The sequence below is a fragment of the Mesorhizobium sp. B2-3-15 genome (assembly GCF_006442875.1).
Classification (GTDB): Bacteria; Pseudomonadota; Alphaproteobacteria; order Rhizobiales; family Rhizobiaceae; genus Mesorhizobium; species Mesorhizobium australicum.
This window is the reverse complement of sequence record NZ_VFVO01000021.1, coordinates 15,065-28,747: the sequence shown is the minus strand read 5'-3', so window position 1 is coordinate 28,747 and position 13,683 is coordinate 15,065. Positions and strand designations below refer to the sequence as shown.

The 13,683-nt window shown below is 61.6% G+C and carries 13 protein-coding genes; 8 read left to right on the top strand and 5 right to left on the bottom strand.

Translation table 11 applies throughout. The features are described 5' to 3' along the window. Positions 1–40 precede the first annotated feature (40 nt). The 5 genes from FJ954_RS30290 to FJ954_RS30270 all read left to right on the top strand — a co-directional run bounded on the left by FJ954_RS30290 (position 41) and on the right by FJ954_RS30270 (position 4,999). The gene (locus FJ954_RS30290; RefSeq protein ID WP_140665630.1) at positions 41–742 is read left to right on the top strand and encodes a GntR family transcriptional regulator; all 702 of its coding nucleotides are present in this window, start codon (positions 41–43) and stop codon (positions 740–742) included. 11 nt (positions 743–753) lie between these two features. Then, positions 754–2,346, top strand: coding sequence for a sugar ABC transporter ATP-binding protein (locus tag FJ954_RS30285; protein ID WP_140665628.1), 1,593 nt, complete (start codon positions 754–756; stop codon positions 2,344–2,346). Further along, entirely contained in the window at positions 2,343–3,332 is a 990-nt protein-coding gene (locus tag FJ954_RS30280) for an ABC transporter permease (protein WP_181177950.1), read from the top strand. The genes FJ954_RS30285 and FJ954_RS30280 overlap by 4 nt, the downstream gene beginning before the upstream one ends. Positions 3,333–3,387: 55 nt before the next feature. Continuing rightward, positions 3,388–4,338 (top strand): substrate-binding domain-containing protein, encoded by a 951-nt coding sequence (locus tag FJ954_RS30275; RefSeq protein WP_140665623.1) that lies wholly within the window; start codon positions 3,388–3,390, stop codon positions 4,336–4,338. A 67-nt stretch (positions 4,339–4,405) separates the two neighbouring features. Continuing rightward, a complete protein-coding gene (locus FJ954_RS30270) occupies positions 4,406–4,999 on the top strand; it encodes a DJ-1/PfpI family protein (protein ID WP_140665619.1) in 594 nt (197 codons plus the stop codon). 111 nt (positions 5,000–5,110) lie between these two features. On the opposite strand, the gene FJ954_RS30265 is transcribed toward FJ954_RS30270, so the two are convergent. The 5 genes from FJ954_RS30265 to FJ954_RS30245 all read right to left on the bottom strand — a co-directional run bounded on the left by FJ954_RS30265 (position 5,111) and on the right by FJ954_RS30245 (position 10,096). Beyond that, positions 5,111–6,310 (bottom strand): mandelate racemase/muconate lactonizing enzyme family protein, encoded by a 1,200-nt coding sequence (locus tag FJ954_RS30265; protein WP_140665616.1) that lies wholly within the window; start codon positions 6,308–6,310, stop codon positions 5,111–5,113. 9 nt (positions 6,311–6,319) lie between these two features. Continuing rightward, entirely contained in the window at positions 6,320–6,646 is a 327-nt protein-coding gene (locus FJ954_RS30260) for an NIPSNAP family protein (protein WP_015319193.1), read from the bottom strand. 102 nt (positions 6,647–6,748) lie between these two features. After that, a complete protein-coding gene (locus FJ954_RS30255) occupies positions 6,749–8,107 on the bottom strand; it encodes a mandelate racemase/muconate lactonizing enzyme family protein (RefSeq protein WP_140665613.1) in 1,359 nt (452 codons plus the stop codon). 55 nt (positions 8,108–8,162) lie between these two features. Continuing rightward, positions 8,163–9,329: a mandelate racemase/muconate lactonizing enzyme family protein gene (locus tag FJ954_RS30250; RefSeq protein WP_015319195.1), complete on the bottom strand. Its 1,167-nt coding sequence runs from the start codon at positions 9,327–9,329 to the stop codon at positions 8,163–8,165. Between the two features lie 56 nt (positions 9,330–9,385). Then, the gene (locus FJ954_RS30245; protein WP_140665610.1) at positions 9,386–10,096 is read right to left on the bottom strand and encodes a GntR family transcriptional regulator; all 711 of its coding nucleotides are present in this window, start codon (positions 10,094–10,096) and stop codon (positions 9,386–9,388) included. A gap of 184 nt (positions 10,097–10,280) precedes the next feature. Here FJ954_RS30245 and FJ954_RS30240 point away from each other — a divergent pair, with 184 nt between their 5' ends. From FJ954_RS30240 to FJ954_RS30230, 3 genes are all read left to right on the top strand, one after another. After that, the gene (locus FJ954_RS30240) at positions 10,281–11,759 is read left to right on the top strand and encodes a sugar ABC transporter substrate-binding protein (RefSeq protein WP_015319197.1); all 1,479 of its coding nucleotides are present in this window, start codon (positions 10,281–10,283) and stop codon (positions 11,757–11,759) included. 73 nt (positions 11,760–11,832) lie between these two features. Continuing rightward, positions 11,833–12,792, top strand: coding sequence for a sugar ABC transporter permease (locus tag FJ954_RS30235; RefSeq protein ID WP_140665607.1), 960 nt, complete (start codon positions 11,833–11,835; stop codon positions 12,790–12,792). Continuing rightward, positions 12,789–13,679, top strand: coding sequence for a carbohydrate ABC transporter permease (locus FJ954_RS30230; protein ID WP_015319199.1), 891 nt, complete (start codon positions 12,789–12,791; stop codon positions 13,677–13,679). Before FJ954_RS30235 ends, FJ954_RS30230 begins: the two co-directional genes overlap by 4 nt. The last annotated feature ends 4 nt before the right edge of the window (positions 13,680–13,683 follow it).

The window sequence follows — 13,683 nt, the reverse complement described above, 5'->3', positions numbered from 1 at the left end:
AACCCTCGTGTTAGCAGTCTCCCCAGTCGAGAGGCGAAAAATGCAATCTGTCAGTTTGAGCAATAATGGTGAAGCGCCCACGGGAGCGGGCCGCATTCAGCGGGCCGGCAGCCTGGCCGAGGACGTCTACGAGGCCATCTTCGCCCAGCTGATGTCGCTGAAGATCGCGCCCGGTTCGCGCATCACCGTCGACAATCTGGTCAAGGAATTCGACGTTTCCCATACGCCGATCCGCGAGGCGCTGGGGCGTCTCGAAGGCGAAGGACTGGTTCTGAAGACGCACCTGATCGGATATCGCGCCGCGCCGCAGATCACGCGGCGTCGTTTCGACGAATTGTACGAAATGCGTCTCCTGCTCGAACCGCACGGCGCGGCGAAAGCCGCTGCCACGATGGACGAGGCCAAACTCGGCACGCTGCTGGAGGCCGCAGGCGTGATGTCGCGCCGCGAGGGCAAGGACGAGCGCCTGCGCTATTCGAACTTCGCCCGGCAGGACGCGATCTTCCACGACAAGATCATGGAATACGCTGAAAACGAGCTCATCCGCGAGACGCTGGGTTATCAACACACCCACTTCCACATTTTCCGCCTGATGTACCATTCCCGCGTGACCGAGGAGGCGCTGGACGAGCATGAGGCGATCCTCGCCGCGTTCGGCTCTGCCGATCCGGATGCCGCCGCGAAAGCAATGCGCGCCCACATCGAGCACTCGCGCGATCGCCTGCTGCCGGCCTTCGATTGAGGCCTGAACGAATGTCCGTTACCGCCAATATTGCCGGAGAGGGAGGAAGTGCGCTGCCCGGCGGCAATGCGCCTGGGGCCGTGGAGCCGGTGCTGCGCTCTCAGGGTCTCTCGAAGCAATATGGGCCGGTGACCGTGCTCTCCGACGTCACGCTCGACATACTGCCGGGCGAAATCCACGCCATCATCGGCGAGAACGGTGCCGGAAAATCCACTTTGATGCGGCTGCTGTCCGGCTATGCCGAGCCAACCCGCGGCACCTTGTCCATGGCCGGTCGGCCGGTGACGTTCGCCAAGCCCGACCAGGCCCAGAAAGCCGGTATCGCCCTCGTCCACCAGGAGATCCTGCTCGCCGAAGCGCTTACGGTGACGGACAATCTATTTCTCGGCCGCGAGCTTTCGCGCCGCCATGTGATGGACGACCGCACCATGCGGCGCCTGGCAGCCGAAAAGCTGGCACGGATCGGCTGCTCGGTCTCGCCGACCGCGCTGGTGCGCGACATCTCGCTGGCCGACCGCCAGTTGGTCCAGATCGCCCGCGCGCTGCTCGACGACTACAAGGTCGTGATCTTCGACGAGCCGACCGCCGTGCTGACCGGCGAGGAAGTGGATCGGCTCCTCGAAATCGTCCGGCAGCTAAAGGCCCACGGCACGGCCGTCCTCTATATCAGCCATCGGCTGGATGAGGTGCAGCAGCTTGCCGACAAGGTGACCGTGCTGCGCGACGGCAGGATGATCGGCACCTATCCGGGCACGGCCCTGACGCAGATGGACATGGCACGCCTGATGGTCGGCCGCGAGCTTGCAACGCTCTACCCGCAGAAGAGTGCACCGTCCGATGAGCCGATGCTGAGCGTGAAAAGCGCCACCGTCCCGGGCTACGCCGAAGACGTCTCTTTCACCGTTCACAGGGGCGAAATTCTTGGCTTTGCCGGCATGATCGGCGCGGGCCGCACGGAATTGTTCGAAGGGCTGGTGGGCCTGCGTCCGGCCCACGCCGTGATCGAACTCGAGGGACGGCCCGTCCGGATCCGCTCGCAACGCGAAGCGATCGACGCAGGCATCGGTTACCTGACCGAGGACCGAAAGAGCAAGGGCCTGCTCCTCGAGGAACGGCTGGCGCCCAACCTCACGCTTTCCGCACTTGAACGGTTCCATCCCGCACTGGCTCTCAGCAGACGCCGCGAGTCGGCCGCGCTGACAGAGGCCGTCCGGAGCTACGATATCCGGCTCAAGAGCCCTGGCGTGAAGGCGGGACAGCTTTCCGGCGGCAACCAGCAGAAGCTGCTGCTCGCCAAGGTGCTGCTCACCAACCCCTCTGTGGTCGTCATCGATGAACCGACCCGTGGCATCGACATCGCCAACAAGGCTCAGATCTACGCCTTCATCCACGCCATCGTCGGCAGCGGCAAAGCCTGCATCGTCATCTCGTCGGAAATGCAGGAGCTGATCGGCATCTGCGACCGCATCCTCGTCATGCGGGAAGGCCGCCTGACGGGCGAGGTCCAAGGCGCCGAGATGACCGAAAGCAATGTGGCGCTGCTGGCGACAAGCGGCCCGAAACCGAGGCCGAAGGCCGAGGGAGGAACAGAATGGCTGTCATGACCGGATCCCCATCCACACATCGCGTCGGTGATTTGAACATCACCTGGACCGACGTGGGTCCCTTCCTGGCATTGGCCGCCCTGCTGGTGGTCGGCTTCCTCATCAATCCAGACTTCCTCTCCGCGACCAACCTTGCCAACGTCATCACCCGCAGCGCCTTCATCGCCATCATCGCTGTCGGCGCGACGTTCGTTATCTCGTCGGGAGGGCTCGATCTTTCCGTCGGCTCGATGGCCGCCTTCGTCACCGGCATCACCATCATGTTCATGAACGCGGTGGCGCCGCACGCCGGCCTGTGGGCGATACCGGCTGGAATGCTCGTGGCGACCCTGGTCGGTCTTATGTGTGGCCTCGCCAACGGCCTGATCGTCACCATAGGCCGGATCGAACCGTTCATTGCGACGCTCGGCACAATGGGCATTTTCCGCGCGTTGATCACCTATCTGACCGACGGCGGCACGATACCGATAGACCGGTCGCTGCGCGAAGCATATCGGCCGGTCTATTTCGGCACCGTCGGCGGTGTCCCGATCCCGATCCTGATATCCGTCGCCGTCGCCGCGGTCGCATCGTTCGTCCTCTACAAGATGAAGTATGGGCGCAAATGTGCGGCGGTCGGCGCAAACGAGGACGTCGCGCGCTATTCCGGCATCTCCGTCATCAAGACGCGCACCATTGCTTACGTCGTCCAAGGCGTCTGCGTGGCCATCGCCGCGATCTGCTACGTACCGCGACTGGGTGCCGCAACGCCGACCACCGGGCAGCTCTGGGAACTGCAGGTGATCACCGCCGTGGTGATCGGCGGCACCGCGCTGCGTGGCGGCAAGGGTCATGTCTGGGGAACCGTCGCCGGCGCCGTCATTCTGGAGCTGATCGCCAATCTCATGGTGCTGTCGGACTTCGTCTCCGAGTACCTGGTCGCCGCGGTTCAGGGCGTCATCATCATCATCGCGATGCTCATTCAGAGGTTCTCGAATTCGAAATAGCCCCGTGTCCGGACCACACGGGTGCGTCTTTGCAGGTCCAATCTGGGAGAAGAAAATGTTCAGTAAAAAATGGATGGCTGCGGCCGCGCTCGGCACGCTGCTGCTCACGGGCCATGCCATGGCCGAGGACAAGAAAGTCATCGCCGTTTCGATACCGGCCGCCGACCACGGCTGGACCGCCGGCGTCGTCTATCACGCGCAGACGGCCGCCAAGGAAATCAACGCGGCTTTCCCCGGCGTCGAGGTCATCGTAAAGACGTCGCCGTCGGCGGCCGATCAGGTGTCGGCGATCGAGGATCTCTCCGCCTCACGCAAGATCGATGCGCTGGTGATCCTGCCTTACTCCTCGGAAGAATTGACCGAACCGGTCAAGGCCATCAAGGAGAAGGGCACCTTCATCACCGTCGTCGACCGTGGCCTGACCGACCCGACCATCCAGGGCCTCTACGTCGCCGGCGACAACATCGCCGTCGGGCGCAACACCGCGAAATACATGATCGACAAGCTTGGCGGCAGGGGCGACCTGGTTGTCCTGCGCGGCATCCCAACGGTGATCGACGACGAGCGCATCAAGGGCTTTCAGGACGCCATCGCCGGGACCGGCCTCAAGGTTCTCGACATTCAGTACGCTCATTGGAACAGCGACGAAGCCTTCAAGCTGATGCAGGACTACCTCGCCAAATATCCGCATATCGACGCGGTGTGGGCGAACGACGACGACATGCTGCTGGGGGTGCTCGAGGCGGTCAAGCAGTCGGGCCGCACCGATATCAAGCTGGCGCTTGGCGGCAACGGCATGAAGGACATCGTCAAGAAGGTCATCGACGGCGACACCATGACCCCCGTCGAGACTCCCTACCCGCCGTCCATGATCAAGACGGCCATATACATGACCATGGCCAATTTGGTTGGCCAGGCCCCGGTTCGCGGCGCCGTCAAGCTGGACGCGCCGCTGATCACCAAGGACAACGCCAAGGAATACTTCTTCCCCGACTCTCCGTTCTGAAGAACGCAATCAATGCGGGGCGCAGCATGACTCGCCCCGCCCCTTTCACACGACAGAGGACATGATCATGTCAGGCAAGAAAATATTGATGCTCACCGGCGAGTTCACCGAGGAGTACGAGATCTTCGTCTACCAGCAAGCAATGGAAGCCGTCGGTCACACGGTCCACGTGGTCTGCCCGGACAAGAAGGCAGGAGACCTCATCAAGACCTCCCTGCACGACTTCGAGGGCGACCAGACCTACACCGAAAAGCTCGGCCATTTTCAGGTGATCAACAAGACGTTTGCCGAGGCGGAAAAGCAGCTCGATCAATACCACGCCGTATATTGCGCCGGCGGCCGCGGCCCGGAATACATCCGCACCGACAAACGGGTGCAAGCCATGGTGCGCCACTTCCACGATAGCCAGAAGCCGATCTTCACGATCTGCCATGGGGTCCAGATTCTGATTGCCGTGGACGGTGTCGTGCGCGGCAAGAAGGTCGGCGCGCTCGCCGCTTGCGAACCGGAAGTGACGCTGGCCGGCGGCACCTACATCGACCTCTCGCCGACGGAGGCGTATGTCGACGGAACCATGGTGTCGGCCAAGGGATGGACAGCCCTCGCTGCCTTCATCCGCGAATGCCTGAAGGTGCTCGGGACCGAGATCCGCCATAATTAAGCAAGGTCGGCGCGCGTCAACAATGCGCCGGCTTCTGTTGTGATGGGATGTGCATCCACGAGTCTTTGAAGCGGGCCCTCGGTCGGTGAGATCGAGGGCCACCGTCGCCGGTCAATCGAAGAATCCGGCATCCTCCGCCAGCAAATACTTCCTGGCGCTTTCGGCGTCGATATCGAGGCCTAGCCCCGGTGCTTCCAGCAGATCCACCATGCTGTCCCTCACGATCTGCTTGGGCAGGCCGATGACGATGTCGTTCCACCAGGGGTCCGAGGCACTGGGGTATTCGAACGCCACGTAATTGGCGGGCAAGGTGGCGCAGACGTTGATCAGCGCGCCGAGGCCCAGCAGGCCATTCGCCGTGCCATGCGGCGCCATCAGAATCGAGTGCATATAGGCGTGCTCGGCGACCCATTTGAGCTCGGCAATGCCGCCGATGTCGGCAGGATCGGGGCCGATGACGCGCACCGCCTGTGTCTCGATCAGCTCCTTGAAATTTTGCCTGAGGTAAATCTGCTCGCCGGTATGGATCGGCGTCGAGGTGGAGGTGGTCAGTTCCCGGTAGGCCTGCGGATTGACCCACGGCACATAGTCGCCGGTCAGCATGTCCTCCAGCCACATCAAATTGTACCTCTCGACCGCGCGGGCAAACTTGATCGCATCGGGCAGCATCCAGCCCGGGCCGCAGTCGAGTGCCAGGCTGACCTTGTCGCCCAGCACTTCCTTCATCGCGATCACGCAGTCGAGCATGTGGTTGAAACCGCGTTCGCTGATCACGCCCTGATCCATGGCGCCGTGATAGCCGGCCTTCTTCTGCGTCACGCCGTAATGGAAGTCCTCGATGGTGTCCTTCATGTTGGAATGGAACGAGATTCCTTGCTTAACCATGAAGAAGTTCTGCGGCTGCTCCATCATCCATTTGACGTCTGCGGCATAGTCCTCCGGCCGGTCGCCTGTGCGCTTCTGGCGGATCGAGCCGTTATAGACGCGTACCTTGTCGCGCACCTTGCCGCCGAGCAGCTTATAGGCCGGCACGCCCGCGGCCTTGCCGGCAATGTCCCAAAGCGCATGTTCGATAGCGCTGACCGTCGCGCCGTAGGGCTTGAAAGAACCGCGTTGGCGGATCTTCAACATGACCCGCTCGACATCGGTCGGATCCTCGCCGATCAGCGCCTCGCGGAAATGCAGCACAAAGGGCTTGAGGTAGGTCTTGGTGAACTCGACTTCTCCCAGTCCATAGAGGCCCTCGTCGGTCACGACGCGAACGATGGGGTGCTTGCCGATAACGGCACAGCGAAGGTCGGTGATCTTCATCGCGCAGTCCTATCTCACGGACGAGAAAGCTGTCGGCGTGAGCAGCTGGCTGCTGATATTGGCAACGATCTGCCCGTCGCGCTCGGACTCGTCCCGGGCCCTGTGCCATGCCGGATCGGTGACGAAAGCCGTCCATTTCGCCTCACGCTCGGCCAGTGATTCCCAGGCTAGGAAATAGGTGAGGCGATTGCTGTTTTCGCCGATCACCGTGGTGAAAAACCCGGCCTGGCGGATGCCATGCCTCTCCCAGATGGCCAGCGTCTGCTCGGAAAAGCGCTTGAGCAACGCCGGCAGCCTGCCCGGCAGGCAGTCATAGATGCGCAGTTCATAGATCATGGTTTCGTCCGTTTCTTTCTTCGCCTCTCCCTTGGGAGAGGTCGACACGAATGGTCAGTCGTCGGCCCTGTGAGCCAAGGAGAGTGAGGGCAGGAGTCTGGGCTAACTCCAGGTCCGGTCCCAGCTATATTCATTGTCCCAATGCTCGGTGGATTGCCATATCCCGGCGACACCGGGCTGCAGGTGCTGGCTGATCACCTCGTCGACCACATCGTCTATGCCCAGCCCCGGCTTGTCGGGCACGGTGATGAAGCCGTCCTTGACGAGCGGCTTGGGAAGGCCTGTGACGATATCGTCCCACCAGTCGACATCGGCGGAGTGGTATTCGAGCGCCATGAAATTTTCGGTAGCGGTCGCGACATGCGCGGCGGCCATCGCGGCGATCGGGCTTTCGGCCATATGGATGGCCATGGCGACACCGTGATCCTGCGCCATGTCGCCGATCTTCTTGGTCTCGAGAATACCCCCACTGGTGAGCAGGTCCGGGTGGATGACGGAGAGGCCGCCGCTCTTGAGCAGCGGCTCGAAGCCTTCCTTGAGGTAGATGTCTTCGCCGGTGCACATCGGCACCGTGGTGGCCCCCTGCAATTGCCGGTACTGCTCGGTGTGTTGCCAGGGGATCACATCCTCCAGCCAGGCCGGGGCGTATTTCTCGATGCGACGCGACAGGCGAATGCCGTCCTGCAGCGAGATGTGGCCGACATGGTCGATGGCGAGCGGGATCTCGTATCCGATCACCTCGCGAACCTCGTGGATGTACTGCTCGAGCAGGTCGATCCCCTTCTCGGTGAAATGCAGGCCGGTGAACGGGTGCTGCACGTTCTGCGCGTCGTAGGCGAGATTGCGGGCCTTGCGCTCCTCAAGCGTGCCGCCACGGCCGCGCGGATTGGCATGAAACCCTTCGAGCGCGCCGGCGGGCGCGGATACGGCGCCCGGGACATGGGCGATCTGCATCAAGCCCAGGTCCATCTTGAGGAAGGTGAAACCACGGTCCATGCGCTGCTTGAGGCGCTTTCCGGTTTCGGTGCCGCTCGGTTTCTCGGCATCGGTATCGCAATAGACGCGCACCTGATCGCGGAACTTGCCGCCGAGCATCTGGTAGATGGGAACGCCATAGGCCTTGCCGGCGAGATCCCAGAGCGCGATCTCGACCGCCGAGACGCCGCCGCCCTGCCGACCGTGCCCGCCGAATTGCTTGATGCGGCGAAACAGGCGATCGATGTCGCAGGGGTTCTCGCCAAGCAGCCGGCTCTTCAGCATCAGCGCGTAGGTGGCGCTGGCGCCGTCGCGCACCTCGCCAAGCCCGACGATGCCTTGGTTGGTATAGATCTTGAGCAGCGCCGAGGTGAACGGCGCACCGACGATCTCGGCCACCCGCATGTCGGTGATGCGAAGCTCGGACGGCTTCGAGTCGGTGTTGACCCGGTTGAGGGCCTCGTCGGCTCCATCGGTCCTTGGCATGACTTATCCTCGTTCTGATTTGCGGGTTGTCGCCCGCATGCTGCCGATTGCGTTGCTAGCCCAGTTCGATCTCATGGGCTTGCAGGTAATCGCGGTTCATCTCGATGCCGAGACCCGGCCTCAACGAGAGCTTGAGGCTACCGTTCGAAACATCGAGCGGCTTGTCGATAAGATGATCGTACTTGCCCAAATTCCACTCCGACGTTTCGAGCTTGTAGAAGTTCGGAACGGTCATCATCACCTGCGCTCCCGCAACCACGTTGATCGGTCCCGCGGCGTCATGCGGCGAGACTGGGATGTAGTAGGCTTCGCACAGGGCGGAAATCTTCTTGAGTTCGGTAATTCCGCCGGTCCAGGTGACGTCAGGCATGATGTAGTCGGCGAGCTTGTTCTCAAGAACCGGCACGAAATCCCACTTTGTGTGGCCACGCTCGCCCCAAGAGATAGCGGCACTGACCTTCTCGCGAACCTGCTTGAGGGCGTTAAGGCTCTCGGGCGGGCATGGCTCCTCGAACCAGTCGATCTGGCCGGCTTCCTCGAGGCTGCGACAGAGGCGAATGGCGGTCGGAACATCGAAGCGGCCGTGCGCATCGATGAGGATGTCGATGTCGGGGCCTGCCGTTTCTCGGATCAGAGCCGTGAGTTCGGCAGCCTCGCGCTCGTCCTTGCGGGTCATGCCGCCGTCGAGATAGCCGTCCCGCTGTTCGCGCGACACACCGTCGGCATCGCGACCCTGGTGGGGGAAGGGGTCGAACTTTAGAGCAGTATGTCCGGACTCGACGATGTCCAGGATTTCGCGCACCACAGCGTCCTTGCTGGTGAATTTGGCCTGGTTGGGATGGGTGTAGAGCGCGATCTCATCGCGGACCGGCCCGCCCAACAGCTCGTAGATCGGCTTGCCGAGGACTTTGCCCCTGATGTCCCAGAGGGCTATGTCGATCGCGCTCACGCATTCGACCGCGGCGCCACGGCTACCCATATAGGTGAAGCCGCGGAAGATCTTGTGCCAGAGGCATTCGATACGCGCCGGATCTTCGCCTGTCACGGCGGCTCCGATCTGTCGAAGGATCGTGCAGAGGGCGCGGTTGGCGAGCTTCGTGGTGGTGGTGATCTCTCCCCAGCCGCTCACTCCCTCGTCTGTCGTTACCTCGACGAACAGGAATTCCCCCCAATAGGAAGCACCAGACTTGATCAGCCACGGCCGAACGCTCGTGATTTTCATTTCAACTGCCTTTTCACTAGTGGTCAACCACGCTGTTCCAGACCTGACCCCTCGTCCTATCCGGCCCGAGCGGCGTTGCGTGCACGCATCTGTTCGAGAACATGCCGGCCGGAACCCTCGACGTGGCGGGAGATGAGTTCGGCCGCCTTGTCGGCCTCCCCGGCCTTGATGAGCGCAATGAGTTCGCGATGCTCACGAATGATCGCGGCACGCCGCGCGAGCGTGAAATTGAAACGCCGGCTCACCGCTCGCAGCACTTCGCGATGCTTCCACCAGAGCTCGGCGGCATGGCGGTTATAGTGCCGCTGGTACATCACCGTGTGAAATGCGGTATCCAGTTCACTGTGCCTGAACGTGTCGGCGAAATTGTTCTCTTCGATCAGGCCTTGGATGCGTTCGAGTTCGGCGATGTCCTCGCCGGTGGCCATACCTACAAACCATCGCGTCAGGGCTGGCTCGATCAGAACTCCGATCTCGTAGATATCGCGGACGAAATCCTGATCGATGGGCCTTACACGCGCCCCGCGGTTGGGAGAAAAGATGACGAACCCCTCGCCCCGCAACAGTTGCAGGGCCTCGCGCACGGGATTGGTCGACGTGCCGTGGCGGCGGGCGAGATCGGTCACAACAAGCCGTTCGTTGGCGGCGAGCCGTCCCTCGATGATGTCTTCCCTGATCAGTTCGTAAAGCGAGGCACCCTCGCTGGAGGCTCCGGTGGCGTCGATCCCCGGGGGTGGCTTGGCTTTGAAATCGTCTGTTTCGGCCAAGGGCCGGCTCCCCAAATTAATACACAGTCTGTCCGATATCACGCACGGTTCCCATAAACAATGTACGATCTCGTGCGTTGACAGGCAATCCATGTTCTGAAAACGTACCAAGTGGTCGAGAGGATACACCGTACTGCAATAACCATCCTCGCGATCGCAGGGCGGAGAACCAGGGAGGATACCTATGACGAGGATCATGCTCGGCAGTGCGGTCCTGCGCGGCACTGTCGTCGGTATTTTGACGGCATCACTTATGTCCACATCGGCGTTGGGTGCGCCACCGGTCGACCTCAGCAAATGGTCGCCCGAATATGTGCGCTCCATCGCGGGAACACAGGATTTCGACACGGCCGGCGATTGCGCCAAGGTCACGCCGCTGGATTACAAGGGGCGACTGACTTTCTGGTATCAGGGCGTGTTCGAGGGCGATCCCGACCTGCTGCGCCAGTACTACAAGGATTTCTTCGAGACTTTCCGCAAGACCTATCCGAACATCAAGCTCGAGGAACAGGCCCTCACCTATAACGACCTTCTCGACAAGTTCCGCACCGCGCTCCTGGGCAATGCCGCGCCGATGGCGGTGCGCCTGCAAATCCTGGGCGGTACCGAATTCGCCTCGAAAGGCTATCTACAGCCGCTCAAACCGGAGGATGTGGGCTATTCGACCGAGGATTTCTGGCCCGGCGCCATGAAGGCCGTGACCTGGGATGGGGTCACATACGGCGTTCCAACGAACAACGAGACGATGGCGTTCATCTGGAATGCCGACATCTTCAAGCGTGCGGGTCTCGATCCGGACAAGGCTCCCGCAACCTGGGACGACGTCGTCAAATATTCCAAGCAGATCCACGACAAGCTCGGCATTGCCGGTTACGGCCTCGTGGCTCGCAAGAATGCCGGCAATACGCCCTATCGCTTCATGCCACAGCTGTGGGCCTATGGCGGCGGCGTCTTCGACGAAGCCACCGCGAACCCGACTTACAAGGAGGTGGAACTCGACAGCCCGCAGAGCAAGGCGGCGCTGCAAGCCTCATACGACATGTATGTCCGCGACAAGTCGGTTCCGGTTTCGGCACTTACCAACCAGCAGGCCGACAACCAGCCTCTGTTCGTCGCCGGCCAGTTGGGCATGATGGTTTCCCACCCGTCCGACTACAACGTCATGCTCGACCTGCAGGCCAAGGCGACCGGGACCGACAAGGACAAGGCGCAGACCGTCATCGACAATATGCGCTACGGCCTGATCCCGACCGGTCCTGACGGCAAGCGCGCCGTCGTGTTCGGCGGCTCGAACATTCACATCCTGAAGCCCGAGTATGTAGAGGGTGGCAAGGTGGACGAGCCGGCCGCGAAGGCGATGATCTGCATGTGGGCGAGCCCCGAATGGTCGCTGAAGATGGCCTATGCCGGCTCGAACCCGGGCAATCTTAACGGCTTCAAGACCAAATGGATGAAGGAACGTCTGGACCATATCAAGTTCCTCGATGTCACGACTTCGATGCTGCCCTATGGCATCCCCTTCCCGGCGCTGCCGGAATCCCCCGAGATCATGAATATCATCGTCCCGGACATGCTGCAGAATGCGCTGACCGGCGCGATGACCGTCGACCAGGCAGCGGACGATGCGGCCAAGAAGGTGAAAGACCTAATGGGCGGGCTCTAGTCCCAACCTGACCTGCGAACCGGCTGCGCCAAGAGCGCAGCCGGTTCTTTTCGAAAAACAAGGGCACGCCACAGTGACGATCGTGACCGGCAAGGCCGAGGCTCGCCGAAAATCGCAACCCGGCGGGTCAGGCGCATTGCGGAACGTCTGGGCCCATCGCGCCGACTACGCATACGTGCTCCCGGCGATCGCCGTGATGCTCGTCGTCATCGCCTATCCGATCTACTACACGATCGAGCTGTCGTTCTATAAGACGCCGCCCGGTCTGCAGCTCCGCGACAAGACCTTCATCGGCTTCGACAATTACACCACCATCCTCACCAGCGATGTGTTCTGGAAAGTAACCTGGAACACCCTGATCTGGACATTCGGATCCACTTTCATCTCCTTTGTCCTGGGGTTTGCCACGGCGCTGGCGCTGCACCGAGACTTTGTCGGCCGCGGCGTCCTGCGCGCCATCCTGATCATTCCCTGGGTGATCAGCGCCGTTGCCGCCTCCTATATCTGGAAGTGGATCTACCATTCGGATTTCGGCATCATCGGCGCGGTGCTGGTCGGCCTCGGATTGACTGACCGGCCACCCAATTTCATCGACAACGTCAGCACGGTGCTGCCCTCCCTGATCGTCGTCAATATCTGGCGCGAGTTTCCGTTTGCCATGATCATGATGATGGCCGGCCTGCAGACAGTCCCCGAGCAATTGTTGCGGGCCGCCAAGGTCGACGGGGCCAATGCATGGCAGCGCTTCTGGCACGTCACTTTCCCGCACTTGCGCAACGTCTCGGTGGTGACGATCCTGCTGCTCGCGGTGGCCAACTTCAATTCCTTCATCATCCCCTGGATCATGACCGCAGGCGGGCCGTCGAACGCATCGCATATCTGGATAACCCACATCTATGAGCTCGCCTTCGGCCGCCAGCGCTGGGGCGTGGCATCGGCTTATTCGGTGCTCCTGTTCCTCATCCTGATGACGCTGGGCTATTTCTACGTCCGGGCGCTAAGCGGCAACGAGCGGAAAGAGGGGAGCACATGAGCACGCTTGCAGAGACAGCCTCCCGAGGCCGGCCCCATCGCCGCATGCGCGTCGACGGATGGCGCTGGGCCGGGCGCATCTTCCTCTTGTTCATGCTGATTTACACCGCGGTGCCGATGATCTGGATGCTGATCACCTCGATCAAGTCCGGCTTCGCGGCGACGCAATTCCCGCCGCAATGGTGGCCAAACGAGCCTACGCTTGCCAGCTACAAGAAGCTGCTCGATCCGCAGAACAGCGTCGGCCAGGACTTCCTGCGCTTCTTCTGGAACAGCCTGTTCGTGTCGACCGTCACGACAATCCTTTCGGTGATCGTTGCCGTCCCCGCGGCCTACGCGTTTTCGCGCTTCACCTTCCCCGGCCGGAACTTCCTGTTCTTCGCCGTGCTGCTGCGCAACATGTTCCCAGCGGTGATCTTTCTCGTGCCGCTCTTCATCCTGATGCGTGCGATCGGGCTGGTGAACACGCATGGCTCGCTGATCCTGACCTATCTCACCTTCGGCCTGCCCCTGGCGATCTGGCTGCTCAAGGGTTTTTACGACAACATCCCGGTGCAGCTCGAGCAGGCGGCGCGTATCGATGGGGCAACACGGTTCCAGGCCTTCATCATGATCGTGATGCCGCTCTCGACGCCGGGGATCATCGCCACCGCGATCTATTCCTTCATCGGCGCGTGGAACGAGTACATCTACGCCTACACGTTCCTCTCCAAAAATGAACAGTTGACCCTGCCGGTCGGCATCCAGCGCTTCTTCTCGGAAAACACGACGGACTTTCCGGGACTGATGGCGGCGAGCTTCATGATGAGCGTGCCTGTCGTGGTGCTGTTCCTCGTCCTGCAGCGATACTTCGTACGCGCCCTGACAGAAGGCGCGGTCAAGCATTAGGGAG